The organism is Sphingopyxis sp., from assembly GCF_025869345.1.
Lineage (GTDB): Bacteria > Pseudomonadota > Alphaproteobacteria > Sphingomonadales > Sphingomonadaceae > Sphingopyxis.
The window spans coordinates 3,692-27,169 of the sequence record NZ_JAOZVW010000030.1; the positions used below are offsets into that span (position 1 = coordinate 3,692).

Consider the following 23,478-nt stretch of genomic DNA (forward strand, 5'->3'; position numbering starts at 1 on the left):
GCGCGCGGCCCCGCCCCCCCCAGCCGCGCGCGCCCCAATTTTCAAACGACAGAAAGGAACATGCGTTGAAAAATCTTGCTCTCCCCCTCTCGCTCGGCGCGTTGATCGCCGTCGGCACGGCGGCGCCCGCGGCGGCCCAGACCTTCGAGGGCCCCTATGTCGGGGCGCAGGCGGGCTGGAGCCAGAATCGGCTCGGCTCGGTCGAGACCGACCTTGGCACCGCCACGATCGACGACAGCCGCGATGCGGCGACCGCCGGCATCTTCTTCGGCTATAATCTCCAGCCAACCGCCAAGGTCGTGCTTTCGGCCGAAGGAGCGGTCAATTTCGGGTTCGACGACGACCTGTCGCGTGCGCAAAAGGACGCATCGGCCGCGATCAATCCCGAATATGGTTTCGACCTGGGCGTCCGCGCCGGTTACCTCGTGACCGACAAGACGCTCGTCTATGCGCGCGGCGGTTATGAGAATATCCGCACCAGGGTGCAGATCCTCGATCTCGAAGGTCCGCGCCGCGGCAAGGACAATCTCGACGGTTGGTCGGTTGGCGGCGGCATCGAACGGGCTGTCACCGACCATATCTCGGCGCGCGTCGAATATCGCTACAGCGACCTTGGCAGCGGCGGCACCAAATGGGATCGGCATCAAGTCCTGGCGGGCGTCGCCTGGAATTTTTGAGGATCGCTCATCCTATCCGAAAACTGAATGTGGCAGGCAAGGCAAGGCAAGGCAAGGCAAGGCAGGAATGTCTTGCCTTGCCAAACGCGGACAAATATACTCTGCGTTATGGCGCACATGACCGTAAGCGTGGAATATGGGCTGCATTGCCTGCTGGGCCTGATCGATGCGGGCGATGCGCCGCGCAGCGCCCGCGATCTGGCTCTCTTCCAGGGAATTTCGTCGAGCTTCGCGGCCAAGATTTTTGCCAAGCTGGAAAAGGCGGGGATCGTGACGGCAGCGGAAGGCGTGCGCGGCGGGTATCGGCTCGCGCGGCCGGCCCATGCGATCAGCGTGCTCGAACTGGTCGATGCGATCGAGGGGCGCAAACCCTTGTTCGACTGTCAAGACATACGCGGGCGTTGCGCTCTGTTCGAGGACGGCGCGCCCGAGTGGGCGACGCGCGGCGTGTGCTCGATCCATGCGGTCATGCTCAAGGCCGAAAAGGCAATGCGCGACACGCTGGCGAGCGAGACGCTGGCCGACATTGGCGGCCGGCTCGAGCGCAAGGCCCCCGCCGAGTTCGGCGGCGACACCAAAGCCTGGTTCGACGCGCGACTCGCAAGACGGCGGTCGCGCCCGTCGCAAGCAGAGGATAGGCAAAGATGATCCGACCGGCATGCGAGGAACAGCCGCCGCTCGTGCTGGTCGTCGACGACGATGAGGACGTTCGCACCGCAATCAGCGAGCTGATGTTATCGGTAGGGATAGAGGCCGAATGCTGCGCCTCGACCCGCGACCTCATCGAATCGCCGCTTCTCGATCGCGCGGGCTGTCTCGTCCTCGACGTACGAATGCCGGGCGCGAGCGGGCTCGACCTCCAGCAGCATCTGGCCTCTGCGGGTATTTCCAAACCCATCGTCTTCCTGACCGGGCACGGCGACATCCCCATGTCGGTGCAGGCGATGAAAGCCGGCGCGGTCGATTTTCTGACCAAGCCGGTCCGCGATCAGACCTTGCTCGATGCCGTAACCGCGGGGATCGAACGCGACATTGCCGAGCGTGCCAATGCGCAAATCGTCCATGAACAGGTCGAACGCTATGCGACGCTGACGCCGCGGGAAAGTCAGGTCATGCGCGAAGTCGCACTGGGGCGGCTGAACAAGCAGATCGCTTACGACCTAGGTATAACCGAGATCACTGTGAAGCTGCACCGCAGCAATGTGATGCGTAAAATGCAGGCCGCTTCGGTTGGCGAACTGATCCGCGCGTGGGAAAAATTGCCGGCGGAGGTGCGCGAACCGGCCCCGGCCTAGACTTTGGTATGGTTATAATGGCTTACAAGCTGCGCGACATTGACCCCATCGGCCAGCGAGGCCGCGTGAAAGAGGATGCCGCCGCTTGTCCCATATGCCGACCGTCGCGATCGTGGACGATGACGAGGCCGTTCGCGAAGCCCTGGGCGACCTTCTGATGGTCTCGGGGCTCGCCTGCGAATGTTTCGAGGGCGCTGCCGAGTTTCTTGCGGCGCGCCGCGTCCGCCAATTCGATTGCCTTGTGACCGACATTCGCATGCCGGGCATGTCAGGCATCGATTTGATCGAACGATTGCGCGACGAGCGCGCGGGATTGCCGGTGATCGTCCTATCGTCGGTGCTCGACGAAGCGACGCGTTCCCATGCCCTCGCGATCGGTGCGCGCGCGTGGCTCACCAAGCCCGTCACCGACGAGCATCTGCTGGGAGCGCTCGCGCAGGCAATCGCGAGTTCAGGTTCGAGCTCAAAGCGGTGACGGCGACCCTCCTCGACCCGCTTGAGAGCGATGTGGAGGGCATCGCGGAACTCGCATCGGAGAGCATCGTCATCCTCGATCCCGCCGGGATCATACGCTATTGGAACCCGGCCGCCGAGCGCCTGTTCGGCTGGCCCGCACTCGCCGTTTGCGGGACCGATGGCGCCCAGCTGTCGCCCGCGCCAGGCGACGAGGCGAACGCCTGGTCGCAATTGCTTCAGGAAGGCGCGTGGGAGGGACGTGTTCGGCGCCGCACGCGCGACGGCGACGTGCGGGTCGCAAGGGTCCGGCGGCATCTGCGCTATGACGGCGCCGGAACGCTGCGCGACGTCGTCGAATATGCCCGCGCAGAGCCCGAGGCACCAGGCTGGGCGGGAGCGCACGACCGAGTCCCGGATCGGTCGATGGCGGCGAGTTGGGAAATCGACGTCGCGCCCGCCGCCGACATCCTCGCTCGTCTCGCACCCCGCGCGCCCGGCGCCGACACGTCCGAGCGCGACGAACTTCTCCACGGGCTCGTCAATGCCGCGCGGATCGTCGAGGTCAACGATCGGACCGCGAGGCTGGTTGGCGGCAATCGCGGGCGGGCCCTGATGGCCGGGCAGTCGGTCGCGGCTTTCTGGCCTCTCGAAAGTCGGACGATCCTTGCGAATCTCATCCTCGAGGCACGCGCCGACCGCGAAGGCCGCAGCGTCCAGCGCCGCCTCGCCTCCGATGGCATCCTGCGCGATCCCCTCGTTACCGTATGGCGCGCGGGCGACGATCGACCGGACCGGTTGTTCGTTGCCGTCGACGGCGCAGCCGACGACGATCGATCCTACCTCTATCTGCGCGCGAGCGAGGCGCGCTACCGCAAGCTCATTCACTATATGCCGGTCGCGCTCTGGCAGGTCGATGCGAGCCACATGGGCAAGATATACGCCCAGCTGCGCTCGCGCGGTGTCACTGACTTTGCAGGACATCTCGACGATCACCCTGAACTCGTCGAATTCGCAGCGGCGAGCGTTCCGGTCACCGACGTCAATCGATGCGCGATCGAACTCGTCGGCGGCGCCAGCGTACAGGACTTAATCCGGCCTGTCGGATATCTGTTCGCCGAAAGCCCGGACTCGCTGCGCCGCGTCATGATCGGGCGATTCAGCGGGCGCAAGAATTACAGCGAATATATGAAGATACGCGCGCTTGACGGCCGCCTGCTCGACGTCCGCTTTTCGGTCACCTATCCCGAGCCGCTGCTCGAACTCGACACGACAATTTTCAGCCTCGAAGATGTGACGGAACGCCTCCGCATCGAGACCGAGCTCCGACAGCTGCAGGCTGATTTTAGCCACGCCGCGCGCATCTCGACCCTCGGCGAGCTGACCAGTTCGATCGCCCATGAAGTCAATCAACCGCTGGCGGCAATCATGACGAATGCCGAGACGAGCCTTCGCTGGCTGGCGCGCGACGAACCCGACATCGGCAAGGTCGCGCAGCTGACAACGCGGATCGCGACGAGCGCGCGCCGCGCCGACGATATCGTGCGCCGCATTCGCAGCATGGCCGTCAAGCAGGCACCCGAACCGGTACCGATCGCGCTCAACGACCTCGTGCAGGAAAGCCTCCTCTTCGTCCGCCACGAGATCGAAACACGCGGCATTCGTGTGACGACATCCTATGCACGCCGCGTTCCGAAAATCGTCGGCGATCGCATCCAGCTCCAACAAGTCATCGTCAACCTGCTGATCAATGCGGCGCAGGCGGTCGAGGCATCGTGCGAGGCCGATAGGGAAATCCATATTGCAACGAGGGCGGGCTTAAAAGGCGAAGCCCTGTTTACTTTGCGCGACCGGGGACCGGGAATCGACCCAGATCATCTCGGCCATATCTTCGACGGCTTCTTCACCACGAAGCCGCAAGGGATGGGAATCGGCCTCGCGATCTGCCGATCGATCGTCGCGGCGCACGGCGGAGGAGTGTCAGCCTCCAACCATCCAGAAGGCGGCGCGGAATTTCGCGTCCGCTTGCCACCCGCGCGCCAGGCATCATGATCGAACCGGCTGGCCTGTTCGCCGGTCTGGCAATCGGCGTTGCGATGGGCGCGCTTGCGTGGCGGCGCCATGCCGAACCCCATATCCATGCGGACGAGGCGATTCATCCCGGCGACCGCCAAGCCATTGCACAGGCCGAAGCACGCGCCTTTTGCAGCGGCGTACCGCAGGTCGTCAGCTACCGCCAGCGCTCGCCAAGGCACGGATGGCGATGGCACAAATATCGTGCCGAACCTGCCTATTCCTCCAATGTCACCGTACGCCCCTTGGTTCACGACCCGCACGAAGACTGGGCGCTCGCCACCTCGCTCGGGGAAACCGGCGATGCGGTAAACGCCGCGAAGATCATCGAAGACGTCTACGGCTCTGCGTTCGCCTTCGACGCCGAGGGACGCTTCACCTATGCGACCCCCATGGCCCAGACATCGCTTGCGATGACATTGGACGATTTCAACGAGCCGCTGAGCGACGCGGCTTTCCTCGACGGCGGTGACCTTGGCTGGAAGAAGGGCGTGCATCCGGCAGACTATGACGGCGCTTCTGCCGAGCTGCGCCGCTGCATGCGCAGCGGGACACCGTTCAACTACGAATATCGCGTGCTGCGGGCAACCGGCGAATATGTTTGGCACCGCTTCGCGATCCGCCCTGCACGCGCCGACGACGGCCGCGTTACGGGTTGGTACGGCACGGGTTTCGACGTCGATGTCTTCCGCCGGACCGACGCCGCCCTGCACGAGAGCGAGCGCTCCCTGCGCGAACTGCTCGAGACTGCGCCCGCTCTTATCTGGTGCATGACGCCGTCGGGCCGGCCGATCTACTTCAGCCGCCACATGCGCGAATTCCTCGGCTTCGACGTCGCGGCGAAGGACGAACCCGATGTTCCGCGATTGCAAAGCCTGTTGGGCGCCATCATCCATCCCGACGATCTCGACCGCGTAAACGAACGTCTCGATCATTCGCTGCGCACGGGCGCGCCCTATGCGCTCACCCATCGGCAGCGCCGCTTCGACGGGACATTTCGCTGGGTCGAAACGCGGCTCGCCGCCATGCGCGACGAAGCCGGCGAAATTGTGCAGTGGAACGGCGTTTGTCTCGATATCGACGACCAGATCCGCGCGCAGGATGAGCTCCGGCAAGCGCAGGATAAACTCGCGAAAGCCGGCGAGGCGGCGAGCCTCGCCCAGCTCTCGGCATCGATCGCGCATGAGGTCAATCAGCCGCTCGCCGCCATCATGACCAACGCCCAGGCTTGCCAGCGGTGGCTGGCCGGCGACGAACCGAACATCGCCCGCGCGCGGGGCATCGTTGACCGGATCGTGCGAAGCGCCGAATCCGCAGCCGACATCGTCAGCCATATTCGTGCCCTTTTCCAAAAGAGCGCCGGTCCGCGCCGATCCACCGACCTCGGCGCGCTGGTCGGCGAAGTGCGAGACCTTCTCGCCGAGCCCTTCGCGCAAAGTCGAACATCTCTCGACATTCGGCTCGCCCCCGGCCTTCCACCCGTCGCGATCGATGCGGTCCAGATCCAGCAGGTTTTCGTCAACATCCTGCGCAACGCGATCGAGGCAATGGCTGCGAGCCCGGAGGGCAGCCGAAAGTTACGGCTGGAAGGAGCCGTTGAGCGCGGTCGCATACGGATCGATATCGCCGACACGGGGCCAGGCCTTGCCGACCCCGATCACGCGTTGGAAGCCTTCTTCACGACCAAGGTGCACGGCATGGGAATGGGTCTCGCCATCTGCCGCTCGATCGTCGAAGCGCACGGCGGCCCACTCCGAGCCAACAACGTCGAACCCACGGGCGCGCGCTTCACCTTCACCCTTCCAATAGCGAAGGGCGGCGAGGACTAGTCGCCAACCTGCCTCGACCTTGGCATAGTCGCAGCGCATCCCCCGTATAATCGCGCTGCCGCCCGAAATCCTTATCCCAAATGGGCCGATCCCGTCCCGGGCATCCCGTATACGGCATCGGTTCGACGCGAAGGATCACAGCATGCCCATACTTCAGGATTTCATGATCGGTCGCCGGGCGCTCGTCGCCGCCGGTGGCGCGGCGACGCTTGCAGGCGGCCTGGGCTGGTCGGCTGTCAGCCTTGGCACAATCCCCCCGAAAGCTCACAAAGGAGCCGATCCCATGACTTATATCACTGCCAGTGACGGCGCGCAGATTTTCTACAAGGACTGGGGGCCGCGCGATGCGCAGCCGCTCGTCTTCCATCACGGCTGGCCGCTCACGGCCGACGAGTGGGACAACCAGCTGCTCTTCTTCCTCTCTCAGGGCTACCGCGTGATTGCCCACGACCGGCGTGGTCACGGCCGCTCGACGCAGACCGATCACGGCAACGAGATGGACACCTATGCCGCCGACGTCGCGGCGCTGGTCGCTTCGCTCGACCTCAAGGGCGCGGTACACATCGGCCATTCGACCGGCGGCGGCGAAGCTGCGCATTATGCCGCACGCGCCAAAGCCGGAACGATCGCAAAGCTGATTCTCGTCGGCGCAGTTCCGCCAGTCATGGTGAAGAAGGCCAGCAACCCCGGCGGTCTTCCCGTCGAGGTGTTCGACGGGTTCCGCAAGGCACTGGCCGAGGACCGGTCGCAATTCTACCTCGATATCGCCTCGGGCCCTTTCTATGGCTTCAACCGCGACGGCGCGAAGGTCAGCCAGGGCCTGATCCAGAACTGGTGGCGGCAAGGCATGGTCGGCAGCGCCAAGGCCCACTACGACTGCATCAAGGCGTTTTCCGAAACCGACTTCACCGAAGATCTGAAGAAGATTGCGGTCCCTACGCTGGTCATGCACGGCACCGACGATCAGGTCGTGCCGTTCGCGGACTCCGCCCCGCTCTCGGCGAAGCTGCTCGCGAAGGGGACGCTGAAGGCTTATGAAGGTTATCCGCACGGCATGGCCGCGACCCATGCCGATGTGATCAACAAGGATATGTTGGCCTTCATCCGGAGCTGATGGGAAAATCCGGGACGGATCGCGCCGTCCGTCCCGGTTCCATTGCGGCGATCCGGCTATCTGTCGGGGCGGCCTACCCACTTCCCGACTGCCGGCGCACGATATCGCGCTATCGTCTGCAACAGACATGCCGGATCATCCTCGACGATCAGCATCTCGCGGTGAATAGGCTTCAGAAAGCCCTGTCCGACGACATGATCGAGGAAGGTGAGCAGCCCGTCGTAAAAGCCAAGGCCGTTGAGCAGGGCGCACGGCTTCGCATGGGTCCCAAGCTGCGCCCAGGTCCAGACCTCGAACAGTTCCTCGAGCGTGCCTATCCCGCCCGGCAGCGCGATAAAGCCATCCGACAGATCCGCCATCAGCGCCTTGCGCTCATGCATCGAGCTTACAATGCGCAGCTCGGTCAACCCGCGATGCGCGACCTCCTTTTCGACCAGCGCCTGCGGGATGACGCCAATGACCTGGCCACCGCCCGCCAGCACGGCATCGGCGACGGCGCCCATCAGGCCGACAGCCGCGCCGCCATAGACCAGGGCGATGCCGCTCCGTGCCAGCTGCTCGCCAAGGCGCCGCGCAGCGCATTCATAGGCCGGCGAGATTCCGGTGCTCGACCCGGAAAAAACGCAAAGCCGGCGCGGCGACTCCTGCTTGAGCGCGGGGCTCATCAGCAATATCCGGGCTGACGGATATCGAGCAACCGGGCGCTTTCGTGCCACAGCGCTTCGGCTGTGTCGGGGTCGACGGCGAAAGGACGCACACCAGGCCCGCCGAGTTCGCCGTCCGCCTCGATGAAAGCAATGTCGCAGTCTTCACAATAGACCCCGCCGAAACTCGCCAGAGCGGGCGACGTGGCGCACCAGATCGTCGTGGCGGCGCCTTGCTGCGGACTCTTGAGGTCGCGCCGCGGATCGACAACGGCCGTGCCGTCCGGATGCACCGCGCCAAACTGCTCAATCTCCTCCCGGCTCAAGTGACGCGCAAGCGGTCCCAGTATCGAACCGGGATGGACGGAAAAGGCGCGAATGCCGTGCTCCGCGCCGCGCGCGTCGAGCGCGACGGCGAAGAGGGCGTTTGCCGTCTTGGCCTGGCCGTACGCCAACCATTTGTCGTAGGCGCGGCGCCGGAAATCGAGATCTGACAGGTCGAGTCCGCCAAGTTGGTGCGCGCGCGACGACAGGACGACCACGCGCGCGCCGCCGGCTGCACCGCGAAGCCGCGGCCAGAGCGCGGCGGTCAGACGAAAATGACCGAGATGATTAGTCGCGAACTGACCTTCCCGCCCCGCGGGGTCGCGAAACAGCGGGGTCGCCATGACTCCGGCGCTCAGGATCAGGAGATCGAGCGCGCGACCGCTCTCCTCAAAGCCGGACGCGAAGGCTGTGATCGACAATGGGTCGAGAAGGTCCATCGCGGCGACTTCGACGTTTGGCATATCGTGGAAAACTTGCCGGGCCGCGCTCGCATTGCGTGCCGGCACGACAACATGAGCGCCTTTCAAAGCGAGTATCTTGACCGTCTCAAAGCCCAGATTCGATGCGCCGCCCGTGACGATCGCGGACTTCCCTGTAAGATCGACGCCATCGGCGACATCAGCGGCGGTCGTGAACGGGCCGAAGGGCGTATCAAGCGGCAATTGCACAGCAGTCATGGAGAGTTCCTGTTCGATAGGGGACGACGGGCCGCAATTGCGCCCGCGGGAAAAATGTCGGTCGAGAATGAGTGAGGCGCACGACCATCGCGGAGCCCGGCAAAGCGCCCCTCAGAAATCGACCGTGCGCGCCTCGAAGGCATTCTGGAATGCTGCCGCGCGCTCTGCCGCGGGCGGATATATCCAAACGCGATTGACCTCCATCTTGACCTTTTTCGCCTCGGGTCCGGTGATCTCGACGGTCCGGGGTGACCAACCGCGGGTGAAGATCGCGGCATCGGGACCGAGATCAAGGCACACGACATAGGATGGTTGGTCATATGGCAGGGTTGGCTCGCCAAGCAGGTCGGCGGCGGCATTATGCCCGGCAAAGGCGCCGAGGCGGCGCGCGTGCTGACATGACATCAGCGAAAAATTACCCTTATCGTCGGTGGCCGCCTTCGCGGTATCGCCGGTTGCGAAAATATGCGGCGCTCCAGGGACCCGCAAATCGGGATCGACGAGGACGCGGCCGAGCGTGTCGCGCTCTCCGGGCAATTGTGCGGTCAGGGGCGAAGCACGCATGCCTGCCGACCAGATCACCGTGTCGGTTTCGATCCGCGCGCCATCGTCGAGCGCGACACCGCCTTCGTCGAGGCCGGAAACGCCGGATCCGACGATCGTCTCGATACCGAGCTCGCGCAGCCGTGCCTCGATATAAGGACGAGGCTCGTCACCCATGTCGCCGGCGACACACGGCCCATGCTCGACGATCACCACGCGCACCGGCGTATCCTGCCCCAGGATTTCGCGCAGCCGGTCGGGCATTTCGGTCGCCACCTCGATCCCCGTGAAGCCGCCGCCGACCACCACCACAGTATCACGCGCGGGCGATGCTGGTCGATCGGCGAGTGCTTGCAGATGTTTATCGAGTGCGACCGCGGCCGCCCGATCGTTCACACTATGGCCGAAATCGGCAAGGCCAGGTATCGGCGGCTGAAATCCGTGGCTTCCCGCGGCGACGACCAGACGATCATAGGGCAGCATTTCGGCCGCGCCGTCCACGCCCTTCAGACTGATAACGCCCTTCCCTGCATCGATCGTGTCGACCCATCCGGCACGGAAATCGATATCGGTCGCGGCGAACAGCTCGCCGAGGGGCGCCGTCATCGACGCGGGATCGCGTTCATAGAGGCGCGGCCTGACGATCAGCGCGGGTTCGGGCGCGACGACGGTAATGGTCAAATCCGCTGGCGAGACGCCCTTCTCATTACGCAGCCGCGCCGCCGAAAGGGCGGCCAGCAGTCCGGCGAAACCGGCTCCGATAATGACGATTTTCTGTGACACGGGACTCTCCTTGCTGAATGGGGCCTCCTCCAACCCGCTGAAGCGGGCGCCGGGAAGATCGACCCGAGCATCGCGGACCGCCCGGGCCCCGCCTATCGTGCAAGGGGCTAGCGGCTGCAGGCCGATGGCGAGGCGGACCTATTCCTTAGGACAGGGCGAGGTGACGGAATGTCGCACCCATCAAGTTGGCAGGCTGGCGACACCGACCTTCAGAATCGATACAGAAGGTTCAGCAAGCTGGCCGCGACAAAATCGCGCTCAAGAGGAGACAGGCGCATTGTAAGGGCCACCAGCGTGACCACGGTTTCGAATATTTGGAACGGTGCGTTGCGAAGAAAAGCACCTTGCAGCAAAGGCGCCCTTCGAACCCCATTGCCCGAGAGCACCGCAAATACCGCGAAGGCGATAACGCTGGCGCATAGCGCAAGCGGCAAATTTACCGAAGCCCATAGGCAACATCCGAATGCGAACAGCTGAGAAAGTCGGGCGCTCGGTTGCGCCGACAGGAAGATATTTCTCCGAAGGCTGTTCCAGAGAATGCGTGAAAGGATTGGGGGGTCGCCTCGCATGATTTCTGCCTCGATGATGCGATGGCAGATTGCGTTCAGGAATGATTTACGACCATTCTACTCAATGGCCTAATGACCCTGTGCGAAAATATGGGGTCAACGCTTGTCTTGGCAAGCAGCGCCCGCAGCACGGGGATCAATGGCCGATAGCGGTCAGGCGGCTATCAAGCCCGAACCCAAGAAAGCCGACATTCCGCAGAGACCGGCGCGAATAATCCTTGGATGCGGTTCGGGTTTAGACCCAAGGAAACAAAGGGCGGGCTCACTTCCCCGCGCCCGCCCTTCCCTTTTTAGCTCAGAATTCGCCGGCGACCCCAATTCGCGCGGCCGTATTGTGACGCCCAGCGTAAGAGACGCCGGCCGTGAATGCGAACGGGTTGTCGGTATTGAACCGGTGCGCGATCGACGCGCCGGCCGCCTGTTCGCCGCGGAATGTGGCAAGGTTGAACGTATAGCTCGTCCGTCCAGGCTCCGACGGCATCGTCGCCGCGACCAGCGCAACCGCGGCGGCGGTTCCGCGCTGCGCCTCGCGGCGGTCGCGGTCGGTGATCGCATAAAGGTCGCCGATCTGTGCACTGTGCGTCGCGGCAAGCGACTGGAGCGCGGGAAGCGCGGTTCCGGCCATGCTTTCCAGCGACATCAGCCGATTGTCCTGCACATTGTTCACCGTCTGAATCGCCGCAATCTGGTTGTCCTGCACCATATTCTGCGACACGGCGGCATCGGCGGTGATGTGAGCCGCCGCCGCGGCGGTCGCGACCGTCTGGACCTGACCGACGTTCGCCGCATCGGTCGCCGCGGTGCCCGCGGCGACGTTCACGATACGCCGCTGAAAGCCCGCCGAGCCGACCGACACGGTATTCGCCTCATCGGCAACCGAGCTGGAGCCGATCGCAACCGAGTCCGCCCCCAACGCTTTCGCGTTCACGCCCAGCGCGGTCGCCCCGAGGGCCGTGGTCTGACTGTTCACGCCCAAGGCGACCGAATAGCCGCCATTGGCGAAGGCCCCCGACCCCGTCGCCGTGTCACCCTCCTTGATCGCGCGCGCGCCATAGCCCGTGGCAGTCGAGAAATCGCCCCCGGCAGCCGCGCCTTGGCCGAAAGCGGTGCTTGCAAGGCCGCTGGCAAGGCTGTCGCGACCGACTGCGGTCGCATTTTGCCCGCCTGCCGCGGCGTTGGCGCCGATCGCCACCGATGCCGGCGACGCGATCGTGTCACGACCAATGGCGATGCTGCCATCGGCCAGCGCATTCGCATTGTTGCCGATGGCGATGGCCGACAAGCCAAAGGCGCTGGAGGCTTTGCCCAAGGCGACAGCGCCGTCGCCGATCGCCTGATTGTCGGCGCCGATCGCTACAGCGCCGGTCCCGGTCGCGACATTCGGATCGCCGATCGCGACGGCGCCGTTGCCGGTGGCAGTCTGTCCCTGTCCCAGCGCGACGGCGCCATTACCGCTTGCGGTGCTGCCGTCGCTTTGCAGGCTGCTATCGCCGCTGTTGCCGCTGCGCACCGCCGAGTTGGCGATCGCGGTCAGCGCCGCGGCACCCATGGCGGTATTCAATTGCCCCACATTGACAGCGTCGGACACGAGCGTCCCTGCCGCGACATTGGTGATCTGGCGCTGGAGGCCGGCGTTGCCAACCGATATGGTCGCACCGCGGTCTGCGACCGATCCCCAGCCCAGCGCAACCGACTGGTCCGCGGTCGCGCTGCTGCCCGTGCCGACGGCGGTCGAGCGCGTTTCTTCGGCAGCGGCGATGAATCCGACCGCCATCGCTTCGTTGCCCGTCGCCTTGGCCCCGCTTCCATAAGCGGTGGCGCCCGGCGCCGAAGCTTCGGCGCCAAGCCCGCACTCGAGCGTATTTTCGGGGTCGTCGGGCGTGCCGAGAACGCCATCGGCCCCCGCGTTCTGAACGCACGGGACGGTCGCCTGTGCATAGGCGTTCGGCGCGGCGCCGACGGCAGCAAGGATCGCAAGGGGCGCGGTCGCGCCAATGAGGGTGGTCATGCGTTTCATATCGATCTTTCCTTATGGATCGGCGCAATGCCGATCGGTTTCCGGGCGACCCCTCGCAGCGACCTTTGGTGGCGCCTTGTTCGCGGTCACCTCGTCGACGCCGCCGAACGCGGCGCCGCGGGTGCAGCATTTGGAAAGACGGGAATGGTCGCCCGATCCGGACAGGTCTCGTCTCCGAAAAAGCGGAAATTATCTCGCCGACCGCAAATAAATTAGGCATCTAGGGTGCGCGCCACATGGCGCGCCATGCGGGGAGATCGGCGATCAACGAGGAACCGGGTCGTGCTGGCAGCATCGACGGCGACGCCGACGCGCTCATCGCCACGCTGTATGACGAGCTCAAGATCATCGCGCGCCGGGAACATTATCGCGCGGGCGGCGGACAGACACTGCAAACGACGGCGCTGGTTTCAGAAGCCTATCTGAAACTCAGCAAGCGCAACGATTGGGAGAGCGAACGCCACTTCCTCGGCTGCGCGGCGACCGCGATCCGCCACATACTGATCGACGCCGCCCGCGCCCGCATGACGGCGAAGCGTGGCGCTCCCGACTATGCCTTTACCGAAAGCCTCGATTCGCTCGCCGCGGCGGCGCCCGAGGACGAGGATGTCGTGCGGCTGGGCGAGGCTTTGCAACGGCTCGCGCGCCTCGACCCCAATCTTGCGCAACTGATCGACTGCCGCTTCTTCGCCGGGATGACCGAGGAGGAAACCGCAAAAATCCTGGGCGTCAGCGACCGGACGGTGCGCCGCTGGTGGCTCCAGGCGCGCGCTTGGGTGCACAACGAAATGGGCGCGGGCTAGGTGCTCAAGCGCCGACGCAATGTGGCGAAGGATTTGAGGTAGGATTCGCCCGGCGCGCCGAGCGTCCTGAATATCTGTTCCGATGCGTCGGCCTCGCGCCGCGCCTCGGCCATCCGCCCCTGCTTCAGACGGATGATCGCCCGCGTCCGCGCCGCAATGCCCTGCGGCAGGCCGACCGGTCCCATCGAGGCGATCCGCGGCGCGGCTTCGGCAAGTAACGCTTCGGCCCGTCCGGTGTCGCCCGCCTCGGCCAAGGCTTCGGCAAGGCCGAGCGTGATGACGAGCGTCGGCACCGCATCGGGGCCAAGATTGTCGATCGCCATCGGCCGCGCCTCGCCAAGAACATCGCGCGCCGCGGCGAATTTCCCCAGCGCCAGTTCGGCGCGCCCCAGTTGCAGCAGATCGACCGCCAGCGCCGCAGACTTGCCGAACACCGCGCAGCGCCGGTCGGCGACGCTGCGGAACAGGCGCTCGGCCTCGGCCAGCCGGTCGAGCTTCATCAACCGCACGCCCTTCAATTGCTCGATCGCCAGCCCCTGTGCACTGCCCTGTTGCCCCGTCCGCGCCAGCGCCGCGTCGGCGGCGGCAAAGACCGCGGGCATCGCATCGAGCCGGTTCGCCTCGACCATATAGACGAGCAGGTTATTGTAGCGCGTCAGCAGTTCGCGATGATCCTCGGCATAAACGCGGTCGGCGTCAGGCAGGCTCGATTGCAACAGCCGGATCGCGGTGTCGTAATCGCCCTTGCGCCGCGCGAGCTGCGCCCGGCCGCTCATGCTTTCGAGGCGTTCCTTGCGGAAACGCGCCGGGTCGGCGGCAAAGACGGCATCGGCTGAATCGAGCAGTGGCGCCATGTCGTCGGTCCGCCCCATTGCGGCAGCGGTCGAGGCGAGGCGCAGCTTGATTTCCGCGGTCGCCACCGGATCGCCGGCGCCGATGCCGCGCGCAAGCGCTTGGCTGAGCAGCGCGTCAGCGCCGGCGGCATCCTCCAGATTGACGTAAAGATCGGCAAGCGTGGTAATCAGCGTCGCCGATTTCGCGCTCCGGTCGACCGACGCGACAAGCTGCGCCGCCGTCTGATCTAGCATCTGCTTGACCGTTGCCTCTTCGCCGACGGCGCTGCTGGCGGTGTCGCGGAACATGACGGTCAGCATGCGGTTGATCGATTCCGATCGCCGCGCTTCGGCCAATGCGACATCGCGCTCGATCGCCGTCTGACGCGCCTGCCAGGCGGCCGCACCGCCACCCGCCACGATGGCGAGCAGAGCGGCGGCTGCCGCTGCCGTCGCGACACGGTGCCGGCGCAGGTAGCGCCCGATCGTATAGCCCGCCGAACCCGAGCGCGCCGCAACGGGGCGCAGGGCGATATGGCTTCGGACATCGTCAACCAGGTCGCCGACACCGCGATAACGGTCTTGCGGTGCGCGGCGCATCGATTTGAGCACGATCGCGTCAAGATCACCCGCTACCTCGCGCCGCCCGAAGGGATAGCCGGGCGGCACGAGCGCGCTGGGCAGGGGCGGGTCTTCGTTCAGGATGCGCCGGATCACCGACGGCAGCGCCGATCCCGGCTCGCGCCACGGGCTGCGACCGGTAAGCAGTTCGAACAACAATACGCCCAGCGCATAGACGTCGGTGGCAACGGTCGGGGCGGCATTTCCGAGTTGTTCGGGTGCAGCATAATCGGGGGTCATCAGCGCGACCGTGGTTTGCGCCTCGCCCTCGCCTTCGATCTCCACAAAGCGCGCGATGCCGAAATCGAGCAGCCGCACGCGGCCGTCGCCGTCGACCAATATGTTCGACGGCTTGAGGTCGCGGTGGACGATCAGGTGGCCGTGCGCATAGGCCACCGCTTCGCAGACATCGCAGAAAAGCCGCAATCGCGTCGCAAGATCGGCGTCATGGGTCCGGCACCACGCGTCGATCGGCTCGCCGGTCACATATTCCATCGCCATATAGGGCCGCCCGTCTGGCGCGACACCGCCGTCGATCAGCCTCGCAATCCCCGGGTGCTCGAGTCCGGCGAGCAGGCGGCGTTCACGGTCGAACAACTCGCTGTGCGCAACCGATTCGGGACGGAGCAGCTTGATCGCCACTTGCTGGTCGAACATCCTGTCGCTGCGATGCGCGGCGTAGACCTCGCCCATCCCGCCGCGCCCGATCAGGCGGTCGATGGTAAAGCCGCCGATGACGGCGCCTTCGGAAAGCGAGCTGTACGCCCGGCACGGGGCGGTTTCGAACGACGACGGCGCCGCGCCGTCCAATATCCCCGAATTGCGCGACGCAGCGAGCAACGCCCGCAACTGCCCGCCAATGAAGTCGTCCTCCGCCGCCAGCCGGTGCTCCTGCGCCGTGGGGTCGAGATCGATCAATTCGACGAACAGCGCCTGGATATGGCTCCATTCGGACCGGCTCGGCTGCCGCACCATATCGCCCCTCCCCTGGCGCATCATCACGCTTCGGTACGAAGCAGCACCGCCGCGCGGCGGTCGTCAAGCACCAAGTTTGCGTGCGAGCGCGACCGCCTGCTCCTTCGAAGCCTCGCTCGCCGGCACCGTGATGATCGCGAATTTATCCTCGCCGATGAAGACATTGAGCGATTTGGTCATCCCAGCCCAAAAGGCGGCCTTGCCGAGTCCGTCGATCGTCTCGACATGACCACCAAAACCCTTGAGCGTCTGCTCCAGGCCATTGCGGGTCAGGTTGATCGATCCCTCGCTATTGTCGCCGATCGGCGACCAGCGCAGCATCAAGGTAGCCGATCCGCCATCGGCAAGCTGATAGCTGCATTCGGAGGTGACCGCGGTCGCGCCATCGCTTTGGCTGACATTGCCGAGGCGGGTTTCGGTGACCGCCTGTCCGAGGATCGCCGACATCGCCGCCTTGTCGACCACGGCGCAGGCGTCGGCGGCATTCCAGTCGCGCGGCGGTGCCGTCCCGCTCTTCGCTGCGACCGACGAAGCCTTACCCGCGCCGTCGCCCTTGTCCGCCGCTTCGCCGCCACATCCTGCAAGCGTCAGCGACGCCGCGACAGCAACCAGCATGATCGATCTGCTCATCCCCAAAATCCTTTCGTTCACAAATGACGTCAGCGGCACGCGCCGGGGCGGTTCGCCCGCCGGTCCGCGCTCATATAGGTGGCATAGCCAAGGCGGTCGGACTCGGTGAGGCCGCGCGCGAAGCCGATCAGCTTGCCGCCATCAGGCGTCAGCCCGACATAACCGCGCAGTCGTCGCGGCGCGCCGTCGGGGCCCGTCTCCACCATGTCGAGCGTCAACACCCGGCCGTCGATCCGGCCCGTGATCCGCCCCGCCTGATATTCGTAACAGCCGGTTACGGTATCGCCGCTCTGCGTCAGGTTGAGCGTGCCCCAGCCGCTCCATCCTTCATAGCGTCCGGTGACATCGGGCAATGTTGCCGTTGCGGTGAGCGGACGGCCATAGCCGTGAAAGCCGGTGAAGCCGGTATAATCGTCCCCATAATTGCTCGCGATCGTCAGCCGCACCCAACGCCCGACCGGGCGATGCTCAGGGTCGAAGCCGAAGCTTTGACCATCCTTCTTCATCTTCAGATCAGCCGCCAAGATCGGCACGAAACCACTGCGCGCCGACGTGTCGGACAGTTCGACGCGGATCGCGCGCGGTGACTTTTCGTCGCGATTGAGGAAGGCGGTGTCAAAGGCGACGCGCGACAATTCGGTTCGCTCCGCCAGTTCGAGCACGAACACGGCGGGCCGCCCCGCTTCGCCCGTCCAGTCGGTCGTCGCCGATCCGTCGATCAGGTTGAACGGGCTGCTGTCCATCGCCGTAAATTCGGCGTCGTCCGGAACCTGCACCAACCGCGCCCCTTGCGAAAAGGCGAACAAGTCGGTCGCGGGACCGGTTTGCGCCGCCGCCGGTGCGGCGAGCGCGAGCGCGACAATCATCGTTCCGAGATATTTCATTTCTTCTGCTTCCTTTTCTTTGCGGTTTCGACGACCGCGCGCAGCAGCGGCGAAACGCCGCCGGCGACGGGCGCCTCGATGCCCACGGCGCCGGTCAGCGGGTCGACCCGGTCGCCGATCCGGCGCAGGCCTTCCTCCGCATCGACCGCTTCCGCGTCGCGTTTCTCACCCAGCAAATCACGCCCCGCCGCAGCCGCGCCCAGATCGCCGAAGCGCCGCCGCGCCGCCGCCCGGCCAACCGGGTCGCTACCCGCCGACCAGCCTTCTTCTTCGGGCCGATCGGGGGCGCCGGCCTTGGCCGCGCCATCCGAATTGCCTTCGGGAGGCGCGTCCCGGTTGCTCCGATCCGACCCGCCATTGTCGTTGGCATTGCTGTCGTTGCGCGCCGAACGATCGTCGCCATCGGCTCCCGACTTGTCCTTCTGGCTGTTCGGGGCTTCGCGTCCCGAGTTGTTTGCGGGCGTCTCATTCTGGTTTCGATCGACCGACCTGTCCGATCCCGAGCCCGCCGAATTGCCCTGCGCGGGCAGGTTTCTTGCCGATCCGCCGGCGCTGTCGCGGCCGCCGCCTGAGTTTCCGTTTTCGGCGGGACCGCCGTTCGAGCGCCGGTTGCCGTTGCCATTGCTATTGTCGGACCGACCGCCGTTTGCACCGCCGAAGGAGTTCAGCGCGCCCTCGATCCCGGTGCTGCCGGAATTGGTGCCGCCCTGCGCCGAGTTACCGCCGCTGCCGCCGTTGCTGTTCCCGCCCAGCCCGGCCACCGAATTGAGCAGGCCGGCGCTGGACCCCAAATTGCCTTCGCCGGCAGAATTGAGGCCGACACCGCCAGCCGATCCGCCATTGCCGTTATCGGGTAAGGCGGCGGCACGACCATAGCCGCGTTCGACATCGGAGACCCGGACACCCTCATTGACGTCGCCGCTTAGTCCGGACGGCACTGCCCCGTTCGCACCACCGCTCTTTTTGCCCGTGGCGAACGAGTCCCGACCAGCAGCATTGTCCGAAGATGCAGCCCCTTCGACGGTGTCCGGATCCAAGACGGTCTTCGGCAGCGTATCAAACTGTCCACGGCGGGAATTGCCGGGATTGCCGATGATGGTCACGGGCTGTGCCGGCACGACCGGCACCGCAATGGAACTGCGCTGCTTGCCGGGCGGCGGTTCAGCGGGCCGCTGCTGCGCATCTCGTTGTTCAGGCGGTTGCTCGGTCGCGGCAAATTGGGCCAGGCAATCCGGCGCCAATCCAACTGTGGCACATACGGCCAATGCTACCCGGCCACCCGTCCCGATCCACTTCGTCATCGATTTTCTCCCGTCTGCCCTCGTGCCACGGCGCAAGTCGTCGGGCAGGCATTCTTCCCGAACCTTTCGCTAGACGAGAGAGGCTGGTGAAAGCGGACAGCACCGTGCGGGATTGTCCGATTTTTTTGGCGCCGAAGGCAGCAGCTCCGTTTCCGAGTTCCGCGCAGCCCGTTCCGAAACGATTGCCAATCGAAGCCGATCAAGAATCTGCAGTCTGCTTTCAGATCGCGACCGGCGCCTGTTCGAGCCTCCGATTTCAGGCGCGTTGCATACCGGCCGCTAGTTTGCTCGACTTGGCCGTTTGCGGTCAGTCAGCTTTCGGACGCGTCCCTAGCAAAGCGGATATTCGATTGCCGACCCTCTCGGTGTAAACGAGACGCTCTCCCCCCCAATGACCAAAGCTGGCCGGAAGGGGCTGGTCGCCTTGCGGGCGCGAATGGTGTGAAGCGGATATGGCTGTTCCGCATCGCTCACAGCAGTCGTTGCCACCAGCCGACATCGTGCCAAGCATCGAATTTTCGTCCGACCTCGCGGTAGATGCCGACCTGTTCGAAGCCCATAGCTTCGTGCAGCCCGACGCTCGCGTCGTTCGGCAGTGCGATGCCCGCAAATGCAGCGTGATAGCCCAAGCTCGCCGCGGCAGGCAGCAGACGGGAATACAAGCGACGCGCCACACCGCCCCGCTGCGCGCCGGGTGCCACATAGACTGCGACATCGACGGATGTTCGATAGGCCGCGCGAGTCCTGTGCTCGCTGGCGTAAGCGTAACCGACAACCTGCCCATCCACTTCGGCGACCAGATAGGGGTATTTGGGTAGAATGGCGGCGATGCGCCTTTCCATCTCCCCAATATCGGGCGGCGCTTCCTCGAACGAGATGGTGGTGGAAGTTACATAGGGTGCGTAGATCGCCTGAACTGCCGGTGCGTCCCCTAAGTCTATCTGACGCACGTCCATCTTTGCACCACTTCCAATCAGACTTGGACACATTGACCCGCCGCGGTCGGACAATCAAGACACCACTCAACTGCTGCATGCACGGTACCCAAGCGTCGCCAGTCCAGACGCTGAGCGAGGTCGCTGCCGTCAACTCATCGTAAATTCACGATGCGATTTGACTTGGCAATGTGCATCGTATAATTCCGATGCATGGACAATGATTCAGCCCTGCTCGCCCTAGCTGCACTGGCACATCCGACGCGGCTCGATGCTTTCCGGCGGCTCGTCCAGCATGAACCGGAGGGACTTTCGACAGGACAACTCGTCGAACAATCAGGCCTGACCCAGAGCACCTTCTCCACGCACCTTGCCGTGCTTGCTAAGGCTGGGCTCGTTCAGTCGGAGAAGCGGGGGCGCCACTTCATCCAGCGTGCCGACATAGATGCGCTTCGCGGCCTCATGCTTTTCCTCGCGAAGGACTGCTGCCAGGGCCGCGCCGAGCTCTGCGAACCCCTGCTTGCAGAACTCGCCTGCTGCTGATCGGAGCGAAGCCGTGACCGACATCATCATCTACCACAACCCCGATTGCGGCACGTCGCGCAACACGCTCGGCCTCATCCGCAATGCCGGGATCGAACCGCATGTCGTCGAATATCTGAAGACACCGCCGTCGCGCCCGCTGCTCGAACAGCTGATAGCCCGCGCCGGGATCGCGCCGCGTGACCTGCTTCGCGAAAAAGGCACCCCCTATGCCGAACTCGGCCTCGACGATCGGGCGCTCGGCGATGTCGAGCTCATCGACGCAATGATGGCGCATCCGGTGCTCATCAACCGCCCACTCGTCGTCTCGCCGCTCGGGGTCCGGCTCTGCCGCCCCTCCGAGGTCGTGCTCGACATTCTCCCGGCCCGCCAGCTTGGCGCTTTCGCCAAGGAAGATGGCGAGCCCGTCGTCGACGCCGGCGGCAACCGCGTGGGCAACTGACCAATGGCCGACACCAACCGGCTGTCATTCCTCGACCGCTACCTGACGCTCTGGATCTTCCTCGCGATGGCGCTCGGCGTGCTGCTCGGGTCGATCTTCGAGGGGCTGCCCGCCGCGATCGATGCATTGTCGATCGGGACGACCAACATCCCGATCGCGATCGGTCTTATCCTGATGATGTATCCGCCGCTGGCTCGGGTGCGCTACAACGAGTTGCCGCGCGTATTCGACGATCGCCGCGTGCTGGCAATCTCGCTGATCCAGAACTGGATCATCGGGCCGGTCCTCATGTTCGTGCTCGCGGTCCTTTTCCTCTCGGACAAGCCCGAATATATGACCGGCCTGATCCTGATCGGCCTCGCCCGCTGCATCGCGATGGTCATCATCTGGAACCAGCTCGCGAAGGGCGACAATCAATATGTCGCCGCGCTCGTCGCCTTCAACTCGATCTTCCAGATCCTCTTTTTCAGCGTCTACGCATGGTTCTTCCTGGCCGTGCTGCCGCCCCTCTTCGGCCTCGAAGGCAGCGTCATCGATGTCAGCTTCGGCACGATCGCCGAGGCCGTCCTTATCTACCTCGGTATTCCATTCGCCGCAGGTTTCCTGACGCGCCGCGTTCTCGCGAAGGCCAAGGGGGACGAATGGTATGAGACGCGTTTTCTCCCGAAGATCGCGCCGATCACCCTCGTGGCGCTGCTGTTCACGATCGTAGCCATGTTCAGCCTGAAAGGCAGCGAGATCGTCACGATCCCCGGCGACGTGATCCGGATCGCAATCCCGCTCACCATTTATTTCGTGGTCCAGTTCCTCATCAGCTTCTGGATGGGCAAGCTCATCGCGGCCGACTACCCACGCACGACCGCGGTCGCCTTCACCGCCGCGGGTAACAACTTCGAACTCGCGATCGCGGTTGCGATCGCCGCCTTCGGTCTCGCATCGCCGGTTGCCTTCGCCGCGGTCATCGGTCCGCTCGTCGAGGTCCCGGTTCTCATCCTGCTTGTCAGCGTCGCGTTTCGGCTCGGCCGCCGCTGGTTCCCCGCGACGGCCCCTACGGACAATTGAAATCATGACAGACCAGAATTTCTCTCGCCTACGCACGCTCGCCGATCCTGACCATCTTCCAGCGCTCAGCCCCGAATATCTCCGCGCGCAGCCCGCGCTCGGTCTCGGGCCGCTCGCCCCCGCCCCGCGCATCCTGTTGCTCTACGGGTCCTTACGCGAACGCTCATACTCGCGGCTGGTTGTCGAGGAGACCGCGCGCCTGCTGCAGCAATTCGGGTGCGAGACGCGCATCTTCGATCCTTCGGACCTCCCACTGCCCGATCAGGTCGCCGATGACGATCATCCGGCCGTCGAGGAACTGCGCCAGCATTCGCTCTGGTCGGAAGGCCAAGTGTGGTGCAGCCCCGAGCGTCACGGCCAGATCACCGGCATCATGAAGGCGCAGGTCGATCATCTCCCGCTCGCATATAAGGGCCTCCGGCCGACGCAAGGCCGCACGCTCGCGGTCATGCAGGTGTCGGCAGGGTCGCAGTCGTTCAACAGCGTCAACACGCTGCGCATCCTCGGCCGCTGGATGCGGATGATCACCATCCCCAACCAGTCGAGTGTCGCAAAGGCCTATCAGGAGTTCGACGAGGCGGGCCGGATGCTTCCATCGAGCTATTATGACCGGATGGTCGATGTCGCCGAGGAACTAGTGCGCTTCACCGTCCTCACGCGTGGCCATGTCGATCAGCTCGTCGACCGCTATTCGGAGCGGAAAGATCGGAAAGAGCCCGTAGTGACACCGGCAGAATTGGCCGGAATTCCGCGCGCCTGACGAGCATTTCTGGCCGCTTGCAGCCGGTCCGCTTTCGCCCCTAAATCGTACAAAGCTGCCGCCCAAACGGCCTCCATTCGAACGACTATTAGCGGGTTGCACGGTCAACATATGACATCGGCAGCAGGTAAGCATCGGTGATGATGATAACGCGTCGATCAACAAGCTACCATTAATCGGGCCGAGCCTGGTTCACACCAGACTACCCCGGCGCGCAGAGCATCGGTAGCCATTGCTGTCGTTGTGCGCGTTTAACACCGTCGACGCTTTGGTCCGCTTGAATCGCTTCTGACAATACGGACACTCGACCGTATAGCTAGCGGGCCGTGTCCGGAGACCGCGGCGCGAAACGATCGAAAGTCCTCCCCCGCCCCCGCGCGGATTGCCCTTGAAGGATCCTCCGAAATACTGGTTATGCGGTGATTCTCCTGCTTTCGACAGCTCGATCTCAAAGCGCGGTTCGAAGCTGTCCTCGGTCGCAGCGAGCGCCTCCACTTTCGGGTGCAGAAAGGATTTGATGCCGGGGCCTGAGCGGGTGCCGCCGGTCAGATCATAAGCATAGAAATACTCGCTAGCATGTCCGTCCTGACGCCGCTTGTATGCAAGCGAATAAGGCTCAATAACGCGCTCGGTGCCGTCATAAGTTATGCGCATCAGGCGACGACGGGCGCCCGCGTCCAGGATCAGG

The 23,478-nt window shown here is 64.6% G+C and carries 23 protein-coding genes; 12 read left to right on the plus strand and 11 right to left on the minus strand.

The features are described from left to right. The first annotated feature begins 65 nt into the window (after positions 1–65). The 7 genes from OJI97_RS03145 (at position 66) to OJI97_RS03175 (ending at position 7,441) form a co-directional block, all read left to right on the plus strand. A complete protein-coding gene (locus tag OJI97_RS03145) occupies positions 66–677 on the plus strand; it encodes a porin family protein (RefSeq protein ID WP_184101392.1) in 612 nt (203 codons plus the stop codon). Between the two features lie 117 nt (positions 678–794). Then, entirely contained in the window at positions 795–1,325 is a 531-nt protein-coding gene (locus tag OJI97_RS03150) for an Rrf2 family transcriptional regulator (protein ID WP_297661075.1), read from the plus strand. After that, positions 1,322–1,972, plus strand: coding sequence for a response regulator transcription factor (locus tag OJI97_RS03155; RefSeq protein WP_054731583.1), 651 nt, complete (start codon positions 1,322–1,324; stop codon positions 1,970–1,972). Before OJI97_RS03150 ends, OJI97_RS03155 begins: the two co-directional genes overlap by 4 nt. A 94-nt stretch (positions 1,973–2,066) precedes the next feature. After that, entirely contained in the window at positions 2,067–2,447 is a 381-nt protein-coding gene (locus OJI97_RS03160; protein WP_184101390.1) for a response regulator, read from the plus strand. Then, on the plus strand, positions 2,444–4,477 hold the full coding sequence (locus OJI97_RS03165) for an ATP-binding protein (RefSeq protein ID WP_184101388.1): 2,034 nt from the start codon (positions 2,444–2,446) through the stop codon (positions 4,475–4,477). The genes OJI97_RS03160 and OJI97_RS03165 overlap by 4 nt, the downstream gene beginning before the upstream one ends. Next, entirely contained in the window at positions 4,474–6,327 is a 1,854-nt protein-coding gene (locus tag OJI97_RS03170) for a PAS domain-containing sensor histidine kinase (RefSeq protein WP_297661079.1), read from the plus strand. The genes OJI97_RS03165 and OJI97_RS03170 overlap by 4 nt, the downstream gene beginning before the upstream one ends. Positions 6,328–6,610: 283 nt before the next feature. After that, entirely contained in the window at positions 6,611–7,441 is an 831-nt protein-coding gene (locus OJI97_RS03175) for an alpha/beta hydrolase (RefSeq protein ID WP_184101386.1), read from the plus strand. 56 nt (positions 7,442–7,497) lie between these two features. On the opposite strand, the gene OJI97_RS03180 is transcribed toward OJI97_RS03175, so the two are convergent. The 5 genes from OJI97_RS03180 to OJI97_RS03200 form a co-directional block, all read right to left on the minus strand. After that, entirely contained in the window at positions 7,498–8,106 is a 609-nt protein-coding gene (locus OJI97_RS03180) for a TIGR00730 family Rossman fold protein (protein ID WP_184101385.1), read from the minus strand. Then, on the minus strand, positions 8,106–9,089 hold the full coding sequence (locus OJI97_RS03185; RefSeq protein ID WP_184101384.1) for an SDR family NAD(P)-dependent oxidoreductase: 984 nt from the start codon (positions 9,087–9,089) through the stop codon (positions 8,106–8,108). The genes OJI97_RS03180 and OJI97_RS03185 overlap by 1 nt, the downstream gene beginning before the upstream one ends. A 111-nt stretch (positions 9,090–9,200) precedes the next feature. Further along, entirely contained in the window at positions 9,201–10,415 is a 1,215-nt protein-coding gene (locus OJI97_RS03190; RefSeq protein WP_184101383.1) for an FAD-dependent oxidoreductase, read from the minus strand. Between the two features lie 209 nt (positions 10,416–10,624). Further along, positions 10,625–10,984 carry a hypothetical protein gene (locus OJI97_RS03195; RefSeq protein ID WP_297661082.1) on the minus strand — a complete coding sequence of 120 codons (360 nt, stop codon included), beginning with the start codon at positions 10,982–10,984 and terminating at the stop codon, positions 10,625–10,627. 295 nt (positions 10,985–11,279) lie between these two features. Beyond that, positions 11,280–13,001: a YadA-like family protein gene (locus OJI97_RS03200; protein ID WP_297661083.1), complete on the minus strand. Its 1,722-nt coding sequence runs from the start codon at positions 12,999–13,001 to the stop codon at positions 11,280–11,282. Positions 13,002–13,237: 236 nt separating this feature from the next. Here OJI97_RS03200 and OJI97_RS03205 point away from each other — a divergent pair, with 236 nt between their 5' ends. Further along, positions 13,238–13,804 (plus strand): ECF-type sigma factor, encoded by a 567-nt coding sequence (locus OJI97_RS03205; protein WP_184101378.1) that lies wholly within the window; start codon positions 13,238–13,240, stop codon positions 13,802–13,804. Here the strand turns inward: OJI97_RS03205 and OJI97_RS03210 are convergent. The 5 genes from OJI97_RS03210 to OJI97_RS03230 all read right to left on the minus strand — a co-directional run bounded on the left by OJI97_RS03210 (position 13,801) and on the right by OJI97_RS03230 (position 20,004). Further along, positions 13,801–16,233, minus strand: a complete 2,433-nt coding sequence (locus OJI97_RS03210; protein ID WP_184101376.1) for a serine/threonine-protein kinase — start codon at positions 16,231–16,233, stop codon at positions 13,801–13,803. The genes OJI97_RS03205 and OJI97_RS03210 overlap by 4 nt on opposite strands. 63 nt (positions 16,234–16,296) lie before the next feature. Next, positions 16,297–16,863 (minus strand): hypothetical protein, encoded by a 567-nt coding sequence (locus OJI97_RS03215; RefSeq protein WP_184101373.1) that lies wholly within the window; start codon positions 16,861–16,863, stop codon positions 16,297–16,299. Positions 16,864–16,892: 29 nt separating this feature from the next. Continuing rightward, positions 16,893–17,747, minus strand: a complete 855-nt coding sequence (locus tag OJI97_RS03220; RefSeq protein WP_184101371.1) for a hypothetical protein — start codon at positions 17,745–17,747, stop codon at positions 16,893–16,895. After that, positions 17,744–19,048 carry a hypothetical protein gene (locus OJI97_RS03225; RefSeq protein WP_184101369.1) on the minus strand — a complete coding sequence of 435 codons (1,305 nt, stop codon included), beginning with the start codon at positions 19,046–19,048 and terminating at the stop codon, positions 17,744–17,746. The genes OJI97_RS03220 and OJI97_RS03225 overlap by 4 nt, the downstream gene beginning before the upstream one ends. Before the next feature lie 470 nt (positions 19,049–19,518). Further along, the gene (locus OJI97_RS03230; protein WP_257541671.1) at positions 19,519–20,004 is read right to left on the minus strand and encodes an arsinothricin resistance N-acetyltransferase ArsN1 family B; all 486 of its coding nucleotides are present in this window, start codon (positions 20,002–20,004) and stop codon (positions 19,519–19,521) included. A 192-nt stretch (positions 20,005–20,196) separates the two neighbouring features. On the opposite strand from OJI97_RS03230, the gene OJI97_RS03235 reads away from it, so the two are divergent. From OJI97_RS03235 to arsH, 4 genes are read left to right on the plus strand one after another with little or no spacing between them, the layout of a single operon-like run. Continuing rightward, the gene (locus OJI97_RS03235) at positions 20,197–20,526 is read left to right on the plus strand and encodes a metalloregulator ArsR/SmtB family transcription factor (protein ID WP_257541673.1); all 330 of its coding nucleotides are present in this window, start codon (positions 20,197–20,199) and stop codon (positions 20,524–20,526) included. Positions 20,527–20,539: 13 nt separating this feature from the next. Next, the gene (arsC, locus tag OJI97_RS03240; protein ID WP_257541675.1) at positions 20,540–20,968 is read left to right on the plus strand and encodes an arsenate reductase (glutaredoxin); all 429 of its coding nucleotides are present in this window, start codon (positions 20,540–20,542) and stop codon (positions 20,966–20,968) included. A gap of 3 nt (positions 20,969–20,971) precedes the next feature. Beyond that, positions 20,972–22,030: an ACR3 family arsenite efflux transporter gene (arsB, locus tag OJI97_RS03245; protein WP_297661092.1), complete on the plus strand. Its 1,059-nt coding sequence runs from the start codon at positions 20,972–20,974 to the stop codon at positions 22,028–22,030. 4 nt (positions 22,031–22,034) lie between these two features. After that, positions 22,035–22,790: an arsenical resistance protein ArsH gene (gene arsH / locus OJI97_RS03250; protein ID WP_257541679.1), complete on the plus strand. Its 756-nt coding sequence runs from the start codon at positions 22,035–22,037 to the stop codon at positions 22,788–22,790. A gap of 192 nt (positions 22,791–22,982) precedes the next feature. Here the strand turns inward: arsH and OJI97_RS03255 are convergent, their stop codons facing one another. Then, positions 22,983–23,444, minus strand: a complete 462-nt coding sequence (locus tag OJI97_RS03255) for a hypothetical protein (RefSeq protein ID WP_297661095.1) — start codon at positions 23,442–23,444, stop codon at positions 22,983–22,985. Positions 23,445–23,478 lie beyond the last annotated feature (34 nt).